Origin of the sequence: Sulfurimonas sp. HSL1-2, from assembly GCF_039645565.1 — a bacterium.
Classification (GTDB): domain Bacteria; phylum Campylobacterota; class Campylobacteria; order Campylobacterales; family Sulfurimonadaceae; genus Thiomicrolovo; species Thiomicrolovo zhangzhouensis.
This window is the reverse complement of the sequence record NZ_CP147914.1, coordinates 127,624-145,691: the sequence shown is the minus strand read 5'-3', so window position 1 is coordinate 145,691 and position 18,068 is coordinate 127,624. Positions and strand designations below refer to the sequence as shown.

The window sequence follows — 18,068 nt, the reverse complement described above, 5'->3', positions numbered from 1 at the left end:
ATTTATAATATATTTAATATCTCACCTATCTCTTTACACAACGCTTTCATCTCCAGAGCCGCCCTGCCCTGAGGAGCATGTTCTATGACACTTTTCCCTACACCAACAGAGTTAGAAAAATCCACTCGCTGCCTCAATACCGACGTCATGAGTTCAAAGTATTCCGACATCAATACAAACTCCATAACATCACCAAAATTTCTGAGAGCAGGGTTCAAGTTATTTAACACAACGTGCGTTTTAATGGTCTTTTCTTGAAAGCCCGACAACGCTTCCAATATCTCTTCATATTTCTGTAGTCCTAAAAGATCGAATGGCTTGTCGGATACTGGAGTCAAGAGGACATCTGACGCCATAATGGCTATTCGGTTGAATGAACTGTCGAACCCGCCAGAATCGATGATAGTGAGACGACCCTCATGATCTTTTTCGATATAGTGAACAAACTCGTCAGCATCTCCAAAATGACAGATATCAAGAGGTGCCATACCCTTGTCAGTACGAATCCTATTTGCAGCACTCATGGAACGCTGCATATCCAAATCGATGACTGTAACGGGTAAGAACTTTGAGAATTCCAATGCCAGGTTCCAGGCGATAGTCGACTTTCCAACGCCGCCTTTTTGGTGAGAAAGTGTAAGAATCAAGAATATCCTTTAGATATATATAGTATATCTAAAAAATATTTATTAAATATCCAATAGGCCAAGTTTCATGTTTGTCATTAGGTAACTAGATTGTGCTTGATTTCCCATCTTCACTTTGACGAACAAGACTTTTATCATAGTGTTTTAAGTGGCAAAAAATAGTATGACGTGTTGCTAGCCATACAGATCCGGTTGTCCGTATTGGCGGATGTGGCCACGGTTTTTTATATTTACTTTTTAAGGGTCATATTTGCAATAACTTCTTGAATTTTCACGTATTAGTCGCACTTTTTTTCGTAAATATATATTCTTCATAAATGAACATTAAAAGGTAAGAATTCCTCTCTGTTGCAGTGACACTATGCTTCATATCAATATGTAATGATAGAAGCTCGAAGGATCCTATTATGTTAATGTGACGCTCATTTTCTATTCAGGAAAGTCACATGAGAGATAAATACTTTTTGCTCACACCAACAACCGATACGGGAATGAAGCGCGCTCTGGTTTACTACTGTCTGCTGTTGACCAGTGAGGGGTTTTTCATTTTCTTAGATGAAAGTGAATCATCGCCAAAATCGATACAAGAAGATATTTCAGCCGTCTTGTTGGACCTGATTCACATGGGTGTAGATAACTTGGGTGAAGCGCCTATCCTATTCAAAAATCATGATTACTTCGACGAAATTCGGATAGATAATTTTGGAAACGCTTCTTTTTCTTGGCTGGGAGCTACATCGGAAAGAGAGGCGATTGTACTCATCAATAAATGCAGCACCTATTGAATTCGTACTAAGCCGTATGAAAATTCAGAGTGATGTAGAAACTGGGACGAGCGCACGCGACTTCAGTCTTAGTACCGCTTCATTAATTCGACTTTCACTGACATTCAGTGTATCGACAACATCCTTCATCGTCAACTTTTGATCCATGAGGATCATTTTCTTCACACGAGTATCGATAGTTCTCTCTTTCCAATAAAGATACAGTGACACCAGTATATAGATGAATGTAAATACGATGAAGAGTGGGAAAGGTATAAAGAACACGCCTCCAACGATGAAGGAAACAGGGAGAAATATCACCGCAAAGATGCTCCAAACCATATAGCGTTTGATATTAGGGACACGCTCCGGGATCAGGCTATTCAATAAAGCCAAAAAGACCAAATAAATAGCTATATCCATCACAGCAAACAAAATAGCAGTAGCAGCCATACAACCTCTTTTTTTTATTTAGAACTCAAAAGACTTCTGCCTTCAGGGAACTAAGGATATAAAGTGAACACAATTAACTGTATAACACATAAGACAACATATTATCGTTATTTTATTGATTTATACTTTATAGTATAGGGAGTATTTTCGATTCTGCTAAGAGAGTTTTCAAAATGCAATAGAGTCACAAAAATCTCCGAAGTGGTACCTATAATGGGGGACTATGATCTTATACGGTTGGTGTGAGGCAAAGAGATGGAAGGTTGAAATATGAAGTGGTTAATTTGGAACATAATCTTTTTTGATTCAATCCTTACTGGCTATGTAAGCAATCAGGAGGGCCTGCTTTATGGAGTCTTCCCATTCGTATTAGGCGCATTAGCGATTTACATTGTTACTAAGCCAACTTCCACTCTCAGCCAGTGGGTATTAAATCTATTCTGAACGTTTTGACAGCCAAGGGCATTTACATGAATCACTACTTTTACTTAGAGTCTTTATGCTTTTTTTCGTATTGATATTTTCCAATTGACAAAAATACGCCAACTGCGGCCAAGATGGCTAGTACAATTTCACCTGGTGTCATATCCATGTTGTTTCTCCTCTTGCACGTCTCTGAATGAGCGGTTTGGGGGCACTCGCTAGTCACTCTCTCTAGGATTTCCCAAAAATTTCCCCCTCCCCTGGTACCCAGATAAAAAGTATCATACCAGCATCTCAAATGAAAGGAGGAGATATGTCAGATATGACCAAAGAGGAAAATGATCTCTGGTCGGATATTCATAATCCGAACAACGACGCGGATATGGATGATTGGGCTGATACCCACAATCCGAATAATGACGATTATCTTTTCGATGACGAAAATGATGACGACGAATAATTGCCAATAGAGGCAATGAAAAAATAAAAGGACCAATCATGAATAAAGCAAATGCCGATCATAAGGCAAATCAGAACAACAAAAACAAGGGAACTTCAGGCACCAACAAGGTGTATGACAAAGCACAAGGGAACCGTGGGAAGCAGATGAATACTGATCAGAAATAAGATCAGTTTTGCCAGACCGATGTGCTATGGCACATCAGGCCTGGTCAACAGAGAACTCTTTATATGCCATATCAAAAAACGTTTCATAATACTCTTGCATCCACTCTACCAGCTCACTGTCCAATTGAAATGGTCTCTTTCCTTCCAGCTCTTTGGGAAAGTCCGTATTGATACCTAAGCATTCTTGAAAAAATGAATGAAGGGCCAAAGCATGGTAGTACAACATGATCGAGTTTTCCAGTGTAACAGGAGCTATATCAGGTTTTATTGCCAATAAAAGATCGCTCATATCACGATATGAGACCGGGTGCTCTCCTCTACGCCATTGTTTGAATTTTGTCCAAGCTGCGTCATTAGGATCATCCTGTTGAGTATCCGCCTGAATAAACTCTGCCATTTTTTTAAAAGAAACCCCTGTGACATCTTTCCACCGTCGGAAGAGACGTTCGATGGGACTAAGATATTTATTCTCTTCCACTCTTGGCATAATTAATTTGACGAAAGAAAACTCTGGGCCAAATTTTTCTTGATATGCAATACCTATTTCAGCATCAAAATAAGCTGCAAAAAGCATCATGATTTTGCACTTCGCTTTCCCTAATGTAATTAGAACTTCTGGTGACAAAGCAGTAGCTTTCTTCAATATGTTCTGCTCATATTTACTAAGAACCGTCTGCATATTCTTTTCTTTTGCGAAAAGATACAATTTCTTTTGCGGGCTCTTTGTCTTGTTTATATCCTGAATCAATTTGCGTTCTGAAGTTATAAGCTCTTCCAACTTTTCAAACGACTTTGGAAAGAAATCTGGGGGAAAACCAAGTTTTAAACCTTCCAATATTGGTTCCCATTCAGAAATATAGTTTTTGGGGCTTTTTTTTCCACTCAACATATCCTGTAAGCTTATTCTAGCAACAGAATTTTCGGGGATAGCATGGCCCAATTTTTCTATCGTCTTTCTAGACGGACTTGTCTCCCCTGAGAATATATTTTTCAATGTTTTTTGGGTGGGAAAATCACTAGTATCTGAAGAGCCGACTTTATATAGAAACTGTTCTGGGCTATTGAAACCATACAGTTTAAGAATATCTTTCACGCTGGGCAAAAGCAACATGTATTTTATACCTCATAATAAACTTCTATTTCGTTCTAGGAGAATAATACCTTTGTCACCTGATGTCTTACATTTGGGATAAGATGTGCATAGCGCATTGTCATCTCAATGTTTTTGTGCCCAAGTTGTTCTTTGATTTGCAAAATGTCCAGTCCCGCTTCCGCCAGCCAACTTGCATGTGTATGCCGTAATGAATGGGCGGTGATTTTGTATTTATTTTCTCTGTTTCTATTCCCTGGAATCACAATTTCCACCGCAGCCAAAAAATAGTCCGGCATTCTCAAAACAATTCCACCATTGCTATTGCATATGACATTATCATCAAACCTATTTGCATAGAGATAGTCCATAGTCTCTCTGAGGATCCCATTCATTGCGATATGGCGATCATTCCCATTCTTCGTCTTTTTGAAATAGATGGTGTTGTTTTCAAAATTGACGTCATGCCACTTCAATCGAGTATCCATGCCTGTTTTGTTCTTCTGTGCCGAAGCACCCGTAATCTCGCTGAAACGGGCCCCGGTAAAAAGCAATAACACGGTCAAATGATATGTAAGCGGATGCGTCGCTTTCAAAACCTCCAGAATTTCTCTAGCCTGTTCTTTAGTCAGATATGCCTGACGTTTATTGTCGATGTCAGGCATTTTCACTTTTCCGCCTCCGATGGGGTTGGTGAAGTTTTTGAGAACATTGTGTTTGATCGCAAAATTGATGATTGTTCGGATCAAGGTCAACTGGTGTTTGACAGTTTGAGCCTCCAGGCCTTTGGCCATGAGATCCTGCTTGAACTTTTCAAACTCCAAAGAGCTCAACCCTTTTACATTTTTATGACCGAATCTGGGTTTGATATGCTTATAATAATTCTGTTTGTCTATGAGATAGGATTTTTTATTGGCCTTGGCATAACTGAAATACTTTTCCCACAAATCATCGAGCTTAATCTTGGCAACTCTTCCACCCTTGAGCACCGGTTCTTCGTCATGTTGAAGTCGATATTTCATTTCGATGAGTTTTGCGAAAGCGTCTTTCACTGTAAAGTCGGATGTTTTGGTTTTTTTACCTACCTGAACCTTTTTCGGCTTCCCATGCTCATCGCGGTAGTTGATGTAGTATGAAACGTCACCATTTTTGAGCTCATTGATCCATACTCCATTGTACTTCCCACCGGCAGGTTTCATAGCCATGAACAACTCTCTTATGAATGTTTTTTTTATCTTTCTCTCTTGAAAGATTGTAACAATACTTTGTAATGAAAAAAATATTTTTTTACTACAGTTTTTACTACAAAATTTGAAAACCAATGATAATGAAGGCATCAACATGAAAAAGATATCACGGCCAATATGGCCGGTAAAATAGGGGTTCTGAAAAGATTTGAAACAATTTAAGAAATTTTGAAAAACGTTTAAAATTAGACTTAGGATCTGGTGCCCAAAAGGTGTGGAGGTTCAAGTCCTCTCGTCCGCACCACTTTTAGATCTTCACCATCATTTAACATTTTCCAAAACCCTGAATAAAAACGCCAGCAAGAAATACAACCTGCGATTCTGCATCAAAATATCCCAAAGAGCATGGCCGCACTTATTTGCCCCGATCGAACCGGTCGATATAGAGCAGCATCACCGGCAACACGAACAGGTCCGTCAGCAGCGAGATAAAAACAAGCACGGCACTGTAGAGGCCGATGAGCTGAAGTGACTCCACCGTTGAGAGGTAGAGTGCCGCAAAGACGGCAATCAGCACCACAGACCCGATAATCACCGGGATGCCCGAATAGAAATACATCTTCTCCAGCGCGTGCTTCTGGCTCCGGCCGAAATAGCGTGCACGAAAATACTTGTATGCGAAGTGGATCGTCGCGTCCGACGCAAGCCCGACGGCAATCGTCATGGCAATCAGCATCTCCAGGCTCAGTGGCACGTCGAGCAGCCGCACCAGCAGCCCGAACCAGGCGATCGGCACCGCGTTGACGACGAATCCGACAAAAACCATCGGCACGGAGCGGAAGATCCACCCTGTGATGAACCCGATAACGAGCAGGGCCGAAAACAGCGATGTCGACAGCAGCAGCGTCTTGTTGAATTTCGCGCTATCAAGCAGCGTCTCCTTGTCCACGAAGAAGATCTCCAGGGCGCTGTAATGCGACAGCCAGTCGATGAGTTCCAGCTTGTCGACATCAAAGAGGTTGATGCGGATATTGACCGCGTCCTCATCGTAGTAACGCTCCCGCATCCCGTAAAGATCGAGGTAGAAAAGTGCCTGCATCAGCGCCTCGTCATCAAGCGTGTCCGTCTGGGAGTTGGCGTCGTTGAGGTTCTTGACGATCGACGCGAGGGAGACGACCTCCCCCAGGCCGTCCTCGAATTTGTCTTCCAATGCCTCCGTGAAACGGTCGATGGAACGGATAAGTTCGAGATCGATCCGCGAATAGGGGATCTTGAGCTGGATCTGGTCATTGACGACGTTGAGGTTGAAAAAACGGCTGCTTTCGCCGTAAATCATCGAACCGCCCAGCACCATGAGCCCGAAGGTCGCCCCCAAAAAAAGGTGGAGAAACTTCCGGTTGTAGTGCAGCTCGCTCGACGCGAAAAAATAACCCATCTTCGCGTAGGGAATGTGTGCGTGTTCCAGTTCGAAATAGCTCAGCAGCGCCGGCAGGAAGGTCAGGTTGATGACGTAGCCGACGATGGAAGAGAAAATCACCCCCAGACAGAGCAGCCGGATAATATCCGAATCGATAAAGAGCAGGCTCCCCAGCCCGAGGGTCGTAATAACGGAGGTCCAGAGCGCCGGTGCGGAGCTGCGGTTGAGCATCTTGATGAGCGCGTTGCGTTTGTCGATCTTGTACTGGGAGACATGCCAGCGGTAATAAAAAAAGAGAAAGTCCACGAGCACGATACTGATCGTGATGAAAGGCATCGTCATATGGACGGCGTCTATTCCCGTCAGCGCATAGATCAATGCGAAGGTAAAGAGGGTACTGAGGGTGATCACGACCAGTGCGCTGATCGCGGCGATATAGTTTTTGAACAGCCCCCTGAAGACGAGGAGTATAGTCAGCAGCAGTATCCCGCCGTAGCGCAGCAGTTCCGCCCAGTCGACACGCTCGGGCGTCGCCGAATAACTATAAGTCCCCGGGATCGCCAGGCCGTCGACAGCAACGGGAGTCTGCGCGCTGATAAAGAAACGGAACGTCCTGAAATCGGCATCGACGACGTTCCCGTAGGCGTTGAACGCCTCCTTGACCAGCCGGGTCAGACGGTAGGAATCCAGTTCCCCGGTGCTGACGACACCCACCATCTCCGATTCCCCGCCGATCGCACTCTGCTCCTTGCTGAAGAGCGAGTAGACCTCATCCACCCCCTCTAATCCCTCAAGCCGGTCGTTGAGCCTGTGAAGCGCCTCCCGCGTCTTTTCATCGAACGCATCGACATGGACCGTCAGCTTCGAGAGGAGATGGGGGGTATAGCGGTTCGCTTCGCTCCGGTGCAGTTCGGCCGAATCCTTCAGCCAGAACATCGCGTCCGAGGAGAGAACTTTGGGGTGATAGAGCGACAACACCGCGAAAAAAAGCAGGAGGTAGGCGGCAATAAGGTAGCCCCTGTAGCGGGTCACGACATCGACATACCTGGTAACGTCCGGTGTTTGATAATACATAGTGCCTCGCTAGGGGTGCAGTGCCACTATAAGATACGGACGCTTGTAGACATCCATTTCACGGGCGACGGCTGCGATCTCATCGACCCGTTTCTGCATCGGTCCGGTCACATCCGCCGTATGGGCTTCCTGCCCGACCATGACTTTCAAGAGGGTTTCCGCCGGCCGTTCAGAGCTAAAAATTGCCGAGACCGTCCGCTCGGAGTGCAGGCGCGGAATGCTGTAGAGGTAGATATAGTACCTGTATTTCGAAAGCATCTGCGCATTCTGTGAGACCATCCGGATAAATTTGCGTGAATGGGGACAGAGCGGATCGACGAAGACATACACATCCGTGCTCCCCTTTCCCAGCACAATGGCATCCTGCCGGATCCCTTCAAGCAGGGCCATCGCTTTCGCGTAAGGGAGCTGCAGATGCGTCTTCTTCTGCTCGGCGTGAACAATGGAGACGATCAGCAATAACGCAAAAACTAAAATTTTCATAGTCAGATTGTATTCCAAATGCGTTACATAACCAAAACGGTTCTGAATGTTTTTTATGCAGATGATTTATGCACGCTGGTGCAAATAGAAAATTGCCGTAAAAAGGGTGCTTTGATTTTTGTTTATTTTAAGGAATGTAGCGTATAATTACGCTCTCTTTTAATTACCAATGTGCGTTCGTGGTGGAATTGGTAGACACGCTAGATTCAGGTTCTAGTGGCTTAACGGCCGTGGAGGTTCAAGTCCTCTCGAGCGCACCATCATCAAACTTTTCCCAAACAAAAATCTTTCTAACCACAAACCATTCAAACCAGATCCGCATCCCGCAGACTTTTAACATCCGGATTGCAGGCAATCTTATGCGCCATATCGACCTTCTCGAAACGTGGCAGTCCGCTTTTGCATGCCACCGTTGCGTCGCGGAACCCTTCCCCCTTGTTCAGGTAGATGTTGAAGCCGTTCTCATAGAGGGCCAGTCGGGTCCGGAGAGCCGTGGAATAGGTCGTAATGACACTTGTATCATGGGTCAGGCGCGCCAGCTCGGCAAAATATTCGGAGGTCCAGAGGATCGGGTTGTGCTCCGGGCTGAACGCATCCTGGTAGACGATGTCGAAGGGCTCCGTCAGAGTCGGCAGCGTTTCGCGAGCGTCACCGAAGAGCACCGTAATCTTCACCCGCTCATCTTCGTAGCTGCCCGTCCGGCTGATCGCTTCAATGATCGGCTGGAAAGGATGGAAGATCTCCGGGTACTCAAAGGTGTCCAGCGAGCGCACCAGCGCCTCGTCCAGCTCGGGGGAGACGATCTCGATCTTTTTGCCGATCCCCTGCTCCTGCATATAGTAGAGCGTTGCGAGCGTATTGAAGCCCAGCCCGAAACAGATGTCGAGGATACGCAGCGACGGTGCCGTCTCAAAACAGGAGAAAGCCGGAATGACGTGCTTTTGCAGTGACTCCGTCAGCGCCCCATCCTTCGTGGAGTGGTAATGCTCGCCGTACTCGACCGAATAGGCGGTATTCGTACCGTCTTCGCTGCGCACGCTTTGGTGCAGCGCATCGTCAAAACGCGGCATCAGAGACCGTTCCCCCACATATGCATCTTCTTCCCCATGACGACCGTCACCCCTTCGGCGACCTCCTCGATAACGTTACCGGCGCGGAAATCGGCCTTTTCCAGGAGCGCAAGCTGCCCCTCGGTATCGGCTGCCCCTGTCTCCGTCACGATGACCACCTCGGCGGCGTTGGCCAGGGTCGTATAGATGGCACGCAGGATGCGTTCGGGCTGGCTGTGGCGGTGCAGGACGTCCCGGATAAAGACGATGTCGTTATCCCGCGGCAGGGCGCGGAAGGGTTTGGCGAAATCGGGGACGCTCTGCCGCTGAAGCGTCGCCCCTGTCCCCTCCGGGAGCGGCAGATGCTCCCCAGGGTACTCCGCCAGCGCCAGACGGCCGTGCACCGGCCCCAGCCGCTGCAGCAGCGCCTCGGTGAGGGCATCCGTATGGGCAGTGATGTCGAGGATCTTGTAGCCGGGCTGCGGCGTAAAAAGCGCTAGAAACTGCTCCAAGCCTACTCCGGTTCCACGAGCGGCGGCGGCTGTTTGAGGCCCACTTCCTCTTTGATGTTCTCGAGCGTATTGCCGATCTTCTTCTGGTACTCGCTGCTCTGGGCGAACATCAACTGCAAGTCGGTCGGGCTGCCGCTTTGGCTGTAGGCCACCTCTTCGGAAATGACGTCGTTGAGACAGAGTTCGAAAAGGGCCTGGTTGAACGTCGTCGAACCGAAGTGCGAATGCTCGTTCTCCATCACATCGTTGAGTTCGAAATCCCGCTTGGTCCGGATCAGGTGCGCGGCCATCGGCGAGCGGAACAGCATCTCGCAGGCCGGGACGAGCCCGCCGTTCTTGTCATGGATGAGCCGCTGGGAGACCACCGCTTCGAGGTTGCTCGCAAGGTTCAGGCGGACGCGCTCCTGCTCAAAAGGCGGGAAGATCGCGATAAGGCGGTCGATCGTCTCCTTGGCGTCGAGGGTATGCAGGGTCGAAAAGACGAGGTGTCCGGTATTGACTGCCTGCAGGACGTTCTCCGCCGTTTCGAGGTCGCGCATCTCGCCGACCATAATGATGTCGGGATTCTCACGCATCGCTGCCCGCAGTGCCTGGTTGAAGCCCTTGGTATGCAACCCGACGTTGCGCTGTTCGATCACGCTCTTTTTGTCGATATGGACGAATTCGACCGGGTCCTCGATCGTGATGATGTGCTTACGGCGCTCCCGGTTGATCTCTTCGATCAGCGACGCCAGGGTCGTCGATTTTCCGCTGCCCGTCGTTCCCGTGACAAGCACCAGGCCCCGCTCCAGTTTTGTGAGCCGGTGCAGCTGATCGGGGAGGTTGAGCGCCTCGAGCGTCTTGATCTCCAGCGGCACAAGGCGGAACACCATCGCGATCCCGTCGAGGTGCCAGAAGAGGTTGACCCGGAAGCGGCTCTCGGCGTTGAGCACGTACATCGTGTCATACTCGAACTGCTGCTCGAAGATCTCGTACTGCGCCCCGAGGATATGGCGGGCGATCGCCTCGACTTTCGAGCCACTGAGCATCTCGGCCGTCAGCGGGGTCAGGTCCCCCTCGATCCGCGCCGTAACGACGGCGCCGCTTTTGACAAAGAGGTCACTTCCCTCTTTCTCGACAAGTTTGTCCAAAAAATGTTCCAGGATTAGAACCGGGTCACTGCTTCCGTTTATCATGTTTCGACTCTACCATAATCTATTTTGCCGCGTCAAGGCCGATGTGCGACGGCACCTCGCCCTTCTCGCTGCTGAGGGCTTCCGGATCACGCTCCGTGATCCGGCCCGTTTCCATGCCGTGCGTGGTGATCATATAGTTACGTATCGCTTCCGCACGGGCACGTGCCAGTGCCTCCAACGCCCCGTCGGGCAGCGGCTGGCTCGCGATCATCTTCGCGACCAGTTTCTCGCGGTAGACCCGTTTCCTCGTCTTCCGGTCCGCGTCCATCGCATCGATCTCCTCTTCGAGCGCATTAAGCGCCTCTGTGCCCAGCCGCTTCTCGAAGAGCGGTTCCAGCAGCTGCGGCACCAGCGCATTCTCCGTCGTTGCGGCATCCTCGCCGCTGCGTGCCAGCACCTCGCGGACCAGCGCCTGCTTCTTCAGCTCATAGGCATCCGCTTTCGGGTCGTACGTTCCCTGCACCGTCATGGCGAGTTTCGGACGTTTGACCAACACCTTCGCCAGCATATCGAGCCGTTCCCGTGCCACGGCGTCGACTGCCGGCGATCCCGCGGCGAAAACGACCTCTTTGAGGTCGTCGCCTTTGATGCCCAGCATGGAGCCGATCAGATCGAACGGCGCCGTGACCGCCTTCGTCAGCAGGTTGACGAAAGCCTTCCAGACCACCTTGCCCCATTTGAATTGCGGATTGTTCACATCCCCCTCGACCGGCATGTCGATATCGATGACGCCGTCGCGGTCTTCGAGCAGGGCGATGGCGAAATCGAGCGGCAGGCTCACCGAATCGTTGCTTTCGATGGTATCGCCGAGCATGATCTTGTTGATGACCATCCCGTTGTCCCCCTGCATCGCGCCCTTGACGATCCGGTAACGCAGCGTCACCGAAAGCTTTCCGCTGTCGATCGCCCGGCCGACGAACTTGCCCGAGTAGGGGGTGTAGGATTTCAGCTCGATATTGCGGAAGTTGACCCCGATATCCGTAAAGGCTTTCGGGTCGCCCGTGTTGAGGCTCCCCTCGGCCTTGGCCGCGCCGTACTCGTCGATCTCCCCCGCCAACTGCAGGTAGGTCGTGTCTTCGGGCAGCGTTGAAATCCCCAGCACCTCGCCGTTGACATCATGGATCTGCGTGTCGAAGGGGAGCGGAAGCGACTCATCGGCAAAATGCACGGCCCCGTTGTAGAGCGTAAACTTCATGATACGGACGGGGAAGGGCTGCTTGTCTGCTTCGGCCGGTTTGTCTGCCAGTTTCGTCGCCGTGGCTTTCTCCGAAGTTCGCACAAGGTTTGCAAGGTTCAGTGTTTTGTTTGCATCGATCAGGATCGAGCTGAAGAATCCGCCCATCGTCACGTTATCGACATAGAACTGGTCGGGGGAGAGTTCGAACAGAAGCTTTTTGGCCTCCAGCGTCTTCATCGAGACAAGGGGGATCCCGTCGCGGGTGTCGTTGACCAGAAGGTCATTCAGGTTAAAGTCGCCGCGAAGCCGAAGGTCCGCCGCACGCTTTGATGGGCGGTAGCTGGTCTGCCCCTTCAGGCCGACACGCCCGTCGGCGATCCGTATGAACATCCCCTTTTCCACGTAGGGGCTGAAGGGTTTCAGGCGCAGCCCCGAGACGCTGAAATCCGTCGTTGCCTTCAGCGGCTCCGGCACGACCGACCCTTTCGCACGCACCCTCCCGTCGCCGTTGATGCGGAAGCTGCCCTGCAGGCCGATGGTGCGGGAGGGGTCCGTCGTCACGCCGTTCACATCCAGGTCAAAACGCTGCAAGCGCGTCGTGGTCGTGCGCGCGATGGCGGCGTCGCGGAACGAAGCGGCACCGCTACGAACCTGTATCTTATCGATGGCGGCACTCCAGGGCGTCTCCGCCTGCTGCGCCTTTTGGGCGGTGCCGCGTTTGGCCGGTGCGGCCGGTTTCGCTTTGACCAGCTGTGCGGCGTCGATACTGCCGTCGCGCTCGCGGCGCAGGTTGACCTGGGGCTTCTCAAGCACGATCCGCCCGACCCCGGCCTTCTTCGCCGCCGTCGACGCCGTCACGCCCGTGACGGAAAGCGCATCGAAAGCGACAAGCTCCCGTTTCGAGCCTTTGGGCGTCACCAGCAGCGACTGCAGCGTTGCATTGGCGTCGTTGACGGTGACGTTGACCGACGCGTTCGCTTCCCGGGCGGTGACGTCCGCGGCGGCGCCCAGTACGGCGCTGCGCAGTACGACATCGTGCCGGGCCAGCGCGGCATCGGCGGCGGCATCGATGTAGGGGTTGAACCAGGTCACGTCCAGTCCGCTGCACGCTGCCAGGGCGGTCGCGTCCAGCGGCGTATGCGAAAGCCTCCCCTCCGCCTCGCAGCGCATCGCTTTGTTGAGCTGCAATGCCATGTCATAGGCGAGCGGCGTGGCCGGGAGCGCGCTGACATGGCGCGCGGTCAGGTTGAACTCGTCCAGCGCAAGGTGCACGGCCGGGCGGACGCTGGCGTCGTCGAAACGCCCCCGGATGTGCCTCAGTGCCACCCGGTTGATGAGCAGATCCCACGGAGCGGAAGCTGTCGCCGCCGTGTCCGGGGCCGGTGCGGCGGAAACGTTGGCTTCATCCGTCTTGGGGAAATAGTGCGCCCAGTTTAGGCTGCCGTCTCTGTGCCGCTTGAGATCGACATAGAGCCCGTCGATCCCCGCCGTATCAATCCGGCCGAACTGCGCGAGCGGATGTATCGGTCCCCCCTCGACCGTCAGCGATGCTACGCGCAGCACATCCGCGTTCTCAGCCTTGGGTTTGACGCGAAGGCGGTTGAGGGCGAAGCGAAGCTCATCGATCGTCGTGGCATTCAGCTCCGCCAGGTTGACGTCATAGGTAAAGTGCAGCTCCATGCGGCCGTCGGCCACCTCGAGGGCGCTGATCTCGCGCAGAAAGTGCCAGGCGTCATAGAGGCGCCCCGCATCGTAATCGACCGTTCCCGAGATGGCAAAGGGATCAAAGGAGTGCACGCGGCTCTTGACGTCGAGCAGTCCGCCCTCCTCCGTATGGGCAAAGAGGTGCAGTTCGTTATCGCCGCCGCCCCCGGTATCGATATCGTGCAGATCAAGGCCGATCGGTGAGAAATCCAGCTGAAGCGGCACGGGACGGGAGAGGTCGGTAAAGGTGATCCCGCCGTCTTCAAGCTCGAACGTCTCCAGGCGCAGCGAGGGCATGGTACTGCCGTTCGTCTCCGCGGGAGGTGTCTGAGTCTGTGCGGTGTCGGCACTGCCAAGGTGCGTCAGCCAGTCAAAGTTGAACCCCCCGTCTGGCTCCTGTACAATGGAGAGGCGCAGTCCCCGCAGCCCGAAATACTCGACGGAGATCTCCCCCCACAACAGGTGAAGCACATCGACGTTGACGTCCAGACGCCGCAGGCTCGCCAGCGGCGCGCCGTCGGGGTCGGCAAATCGGATCCCCTCCACCGTCAGGTCGAGGATGAAAGGGTTGAACTGGGCCCCGTCGATCTCCAGCGTCCCCCCGGTTATCTCCCCGACCAGCTCCGGCACTTTTGTGCGGATCAGGTAGGGAACGGCAAAGAGTGCCGCCAGAAGATAAAGCGAGAGCACGCCGAGCAGAATGCGCCGGATCCACCGTTTCATAACCGTCTCCTTGTCGTTTCTGCTCACATTATACCCCAGGTGGTAATGAAGCGCTAACCGATTTATGGTAAATTACCGCTATGAATGCCGAAACCGCACGCTCACTCTACATTGTCTCGAAAACCCGCAATGCCGGCAGCATCCTTGTAGCGCTCGGCATGACGGAACTGCTGCTGCGCCTGCACGGCAGAGTCGCGTTTTTCCGCCCGCTGATTGCCGATGCCCCCGGTGAAGATCCCGATACACGGACCATCCTCAGCCATTTTGCCCTGGAACAGCCCTACGAGAGTGCCGTCGGTCTGACCGTCTCCGAAGCCGAAACACTGCTCTCCGAAGGGAAGATTGACCGGCTGGTGGAAACAATCATCGAACGGCACGACGCCCTGCTGGAGGCATACGATTTCGTCCTCTGCCAGGGCGTGGTGAACGAATCACTCTCGCAGCTGATCGACTTCGACCTCAACGTCGAGATCGCCAAAAACCTCGCGGCACCCGTTGTGGGTGTCATCCCGGCCCGCGGGATGGATGAGACCGGGCTGAAAGAGGCGCTGCGGCTCTGGAGCCATACCATCAAAAAACAGGGCGTCTCGCTCATAATGCTCTTTGCGAACCGTTGCGACGCCGTGCTCTACGAAACCCACCGCCACGACCAGAACATCAGCCCCGGCATCCCGGAACCGGTCGTTCTGCTGCCAGAGGTGACGACCCTGGACCGCCCCAACGTCCTCCAGCTCGCCGAAGGCCTCGGCGCGAAGGTGCTGATCGGCACCGACGAACAGCTGCACCGCCTCATCGACCAGCCGCGCGTTGCCGCCATGCACCTGGAACACTTCCTGACACATATCCGCCCCAACGACCTCATCATCACCCCTTCGGACCGCGCCGACATCATCCTCGGCGCCACGGCCGCCAACTACGCCGGAAACTTCCCCGCCGTCAGTGCCGTCCTCCTGACGGGTGAAACGCCTCCCGCAGAAAGTATCATTGATCTGCTAAGAGGCCTTGACGCTATGCAGATCCCGCTGCTGTACCTCCCCAAAGAGACGATTGAGGCCGTCCAGATGGTCCGTGCCTTCCCCGCGCGCATCGATGCCGCAGCCCCCAAGAAGATCGCCACCGCGCTGGGGGTCTTCAACCAGAATGTCGACGCGGGGCTGATCGAAGCCAAGCTCGCCGCGGCATCGGCCGGGATCGTCACCCCGGCGATGTTTGAACACCGCCTCTTCGCCCGGGCCGCGGGCGACCGTAAAACGATTATCCTCCCCGAAACCTCCGACGACCGCATCCTCCGGGCCGCCGACATCCTGCTGCGACGGCGGGCCGTCGGCATCGCGCTGCTGGGCAAAGCAGAAACGATCGCGGCACGTGCCGCGGCCCTGGGGCTCGACCTGCGCGGGGCGATTATTGTCGACCCGAATGACGAACAGCAGAAACTTCACCTCGCCAAAGCCTATGTCAAACTCCGCGCCCATAAGGGGGTCAGCCTCGAAGCCGCCTATGACGCCCTGGGCAATACAACTCTCTTTGCGACGATGATGGTGGCAGTGGGGGCGTGCGACGGGATGGTCAGCGGGGCGACGCACACGACCCGTGAAACCATCCTCCCCGCCCTGCAGACGATTAAAACAGCCCCGGGGCAGACCCTCGTCTCGAGCTGCTTTTTCATGTGCTTCGACACCCGGGTCCTCGTCTATGCCGACTGCGCCGTCAACCCGGACCCCGATGCGGCCCAGCTGGCCGAGATCGCGATCGCGTCGGCGGAGACGGCGAAGCGCTTCGGCATCGAACCACGCGTAGCGATGCTCTCCTATTCCACCGGGAATTCCGGGGTGGGCAGCGACGTCGAGAAGGTGCGCGAAGCGACAAAGCTGGTACGCGAACGGCGGCCCGACCTCGCGGTGGACGGCCCCATCCAGTACGACGCGGCCATCGACCCGGACATCGGGGCGCAGAAGCTGCCCGGCAGTTCGGTGGCGGGGCAGGCGACCGTCTTCATCTTCCCCGACCTCAACACCGGCAATAACACCTACAAAGCCGTCCAGCGTTCGTCGGGTGCCGTCGCCGTCGGGCCGGTGCTGCAGGGGCTGAACCGCCCGGTCAATGACCTGAGCCGCGGCTGCAGCGTCGCCGACATCGTCAACACCGTCGCCATTACTGCCATCCAGGCACAGGAGAGCCTCTCGTGAAGATCCTCGTCATCAACGCCGGCAGTTCGTCGGTGAAGTTCAAACTCTTTGAAATGCGCTCGGAACAGGTGATCGTCTCGGGCCTCGTGGAAAATATCGGCCGTGATGATGCCCATGCCATCCTGCACGGATGCCAGGAGCACGTCCGTCTCGACCTCCCCGTCGCCGACCACGACGCCGCACTTGCCGCGGTTCGCGACCTGCTGATCGACAACGGGTTCATCGACAGTTTCGACGCGCTTGAGGGCATTGGCCACCGGGTCGTACACGGCGGCGAGCGTTTCAGCGGTCCCGTACGCATCGACGACACGGTCCTGGAAGCCATCGAAGCCCTCAGCCCCCTGGCCCCCCTGCACAACCCGGCCAACGCCAGGGGAATCAGGGCCATGCGGAGCCTCGCCCCCCATGTCCCGCAGATCGCGGTCTTTGATACGGCATTTCACCACACCATGCCCCCTTCCGCCTTCCGCTACGCCCTGCCGGCGCGCTTCTACAGCGAACTCTCCGTCCGCCGTTACGGCTTTCACGGCACCTCCCATGCCTACGTCGCCGCCGAATGCGCGGCGCGGATGGGCAAATCCCTCGACGCCGTCAACCTCATCACCCTGCACCTGGGCAACGGGGCCAGCGCCTGTGCCATCCGTAACGGCCGCAGCATCGATACCTCAATGGGATTCACCCCGCTCGAAGGGCTCGTCATGGGGACGCGAAGCGGCGATATCGACCCGGGCCTGCTCGCCTACCTGTCGCGCGAAACCGGTATGGGTGCGGAAGAGCTCGATACCCTTCTGAACCGTGAATGCGGTCTGAAGGGTATCGCGGGGACCAACGATATGCGCGATATCGAAAACCGGATGCGCGACGAAGACCCCGACGCCCTGCTCGCCTTCGAACTCTTCGTCCGCCGCATCCGCAAATATATCGGCGCCTACGCCGTGCTGCTCGACCGCGTGGATGCCGTCGTCTTTACCGGAGGTATCGGCGAACACAGCGCCGCCGTCCGCCATGCCGTCTGCAAAGGGCTGCATATCCTGGGAATCGAGACCGATAAGATGAAAAATGAGAATCTGACGGAAGAGGGAGGCGCATTCCACGCCGAAGAGAGCCGAAGCCAGCTGCATGTCATCCCCACGGACGAAGAACACTCCATAGCACGGCAGTGCCTGCCCTACCTCACCCAGGGAAGATAAGAACGGACAGAATACATCACAACTGACTGGCACCCATGGAACACCCAACACAGCTGTGACATGTGAAAGGCATTCAGGAAGTTATACGTCGCGGCAGCCTTTTCGTACTTTTTTCTTCCCGGTTCGGCTTCTTTTTTGTACGAGCATAAGCGCTAAAGCACAATGCATGCGAGGCACTAAATGCCTC

At 53.5% G+C, this 18,068-nt stretch carries 15 protein-coding genes and 1 tRNA gene; 6 read left to right on the top strand and 10 right to left on the bottom strand.

Translation table 11 applies throughout. The annotated features are described in order from the left end of the window. Nucleotides 1–2 precede the first annotated feature (2 nt). A complete protein-coding gene (locus tag WCX18_RS00735) occupies nt 3–647 on the bottom strand; it encodes a ParA family protein (protein ID WP_345988724.1) in 645 nt (214 codons plus the stop codon). Between the two features lie 446 nt (nt 648–1,093). Here WCX18_RS00735 and WCX18_RS00730 point away from each other — a divergent pair, with 446 nt between their 5' ends. Then, nucleotides 1,094–1,432: a hypothetical protein gene (locus WCX18_RS00730; protein ID WP_345988723.1), complete on the top strand. Its 339-nt coding sequence runs from the start codon at nt 1,094–1,096 to the stop codon at nt 1,430–1,432. Nucleotides 1,433–1,456: 24 nt separating this feature from the next. Here the strand turns inward: WCX18_RS00730 and WCX18_RS00725 are convergent, their stop codons facing one another. Then, nucleotides 1,457–1,864, bottom strand: coding sequence for a hypothetical protein (locus WCX18_RS00725; protein WP_345988721.1), 408 nt, complete (start codon nt 1,862–1,864; stop codon nt 1,457–1,459). Nucleotides 1,865–2,600: 736 nt separating this feature from the next. Between WCX18_RS00725 and WCX18_RS00720 the strand changes: the two genes are divergently transcribed. After that, the gene (locus WCX18_RS00720; protein WP_345988719.1) at nt 2,601–2,747 is read left to right on the top strand and encodes a hypothetical protein; all 147 of its coding nucleotides are present in this window, start codon (nt 2,601–2,603) and stop codon (nt 2,745–2,747) included. A gap of 38 nt (nt 2,748–2,785) precedes the next feature. Next, the gene (locus WCX18_RS00715) at nt 2,786–2,914 is read left to right on the top strand and encodes a hypothetical protein (protein ID WP_345988717.1); all 129 of its coding nucleotides are present in this window, start codon (nt 2,786–2,788) and stop codon (nt 2,912–2,914) included. 34 nt (nt 2,915–2,948) lie between these two features. Here the strand turns inward: WCX18_RS00715 and WCX18_RS00710 are convergent, their stop codons facing one another. The 4 genes from WCX18_RS00710 to WCX18_RS00695 form a co-directional block, all read right to left on the bottom strand. Next, a complete protein-coding gene (locus tag WCX18_RS00710; RefSeq protein ID WP_345988715.1) occupies nt 2,949–4,025 on the bottom strand; it encodes a hypothetical protein in 1,077 nt (358 codons plus the stop codon). A gap of 35 nt (nt 4,026–4,060) precedes the next feature. Then, nucleotides 4,061–5,209 carry a site-specific integrase gene (locus WCX18_RS00705; RefSeq protein WP_345988713.1) on the bottom strand — a complete coding sequence of 383 codons (1,149 nt, stop codon included), beginning with the start codon at nt 5,207–5,209 and terminating at the stop codon, nt 4,061–4,063. Between the two features lie 397 nt (nt 5,210–5,606). After that, the gene (locus WCX18_RS00700) at nt 5,607–7,682 is read right to left on the bottom strand and encodes a hypothetical protein (protein ID WP_345988712.1); all 2,076 of its coding nucleotides are present in this window, start codon (nt 7,680–7,682) and stop codon (nt 5,607–5,609) included. A 9-nt stretch (nt 7,683–7,691) separates the two neighbouring features. Continuing rightward, nucleotides 7,692–8,165, bottom strand: coding sequence for a hypothetical protein (locus tag WCX18_RS00695; protein WP_345988710.1), 474 nt, complete (start codon nt 8,163–8,165; stop codon nt 7,692–7,694). Between the two features lie 173 nt (nt 8,166–8,338). On the opposite strand from WCX18_RS00695, the gene WCX18_RS00690 reads away from it, so the two are divergent. Then, a tRNA-Leu gene (locus tag WCX18_RS00690) sits at nt 8,339–8,425 on the top strand. 45 nt (nt 8,426–8,470) lie between these two features. Here the strand turns inward: WCX18_RS00690 and WCX18_RS00685 are convergent. The 4 genes from WCX18_RS00685 to WCX18_RS00670 all read right to left on the bottom strand — a co-directional run bounded on the left by WCX18_RS00685 (nt 8,471) and on the right by WCX18_RS00670 (nt 14,505). After that, the gene (locus WCX18_RS00685; RefSeq protein WP_345988708.1) at nt 8,471–9,235 is read right to left on the bottom strand and encodes an MnmC family methyltransferase; all 765 of its coding nucleotides are present in this window, start codon (nt 9,233–9,235) and stop codon (nt 8,471–8,473) included. After that, a complete protein-coding gene (locus WCX18_RS00680; protein WP_345988707.1) occupies nt 9,235–9,726 on the bottom strand; it encodes a hypothetical protein in 492 nt (163 codons plus the stop codon). The genes WCX18_RS00685 and WCX18_RS00680 overlap by 1 nt, the downstream gene beginning before the upstream one ends. Before the next feature lie 2 nt (nt 9,727–9,728). Then, complete coding sequence (locus WCX18_RS00675) at nt 9,729–10,856, bottom strand: PilT/PilU family type 4a pilus ATPase (protein ID WP_345988705.1); 1,128 nt, start codon at nt 10,854–10,856, stop codon at nt 9,729–9,731. 64 nt (nt 10,857–10,920) lie between these two features. After that, nucleotides 10,921–14,505, bottom strand: a complete 3,585-nt coding sequence (locus WCX18_RS00670) for a DUF748 domain-containing protein (protein ID WP_345988703.1) — start codon at nt 14,503–14,505, stop codon at nt 10,921–10,923. Between the two features lie 80 nt (nt 14,506–14,585). On the opposite strand from WCX18_RS00670, the gene pta reads away from it, so the two are divergent. Both pta and WCX18_RS00660 read left to right on the top strand, forming a co-directional pair. Beyond that, nucleotides 14,586–16,691 carry a phosphate acetyltransferase gene (gene pta / locus WCX18_RS00665; protein WP_345988702.1) on the top strand — a complete coding sequence of 702 codons (2,106 nt, stop codon included), beginning with the start codon at nt 14,586–14,588 and terminating at the stop codon, nt 16,689–16,691. Then, nucleotides 16,688–17,881: an acetate kinase gene (locus tag WCX18_RS00660; RefSeq protein ID WP_345988700.1), complete on the top strand. Its 1,194-nt coding sequence runs from the start codon at nt 16,688–16,690 to the stop codon at nt 17,879–17,881. Before pta ends, WCX18_RS00660 begins: the two co-directional genes overlap by 4 nt. The last annotated feature ends 187 nt before the right edge of the window (nt 17,882–18,068 follow it).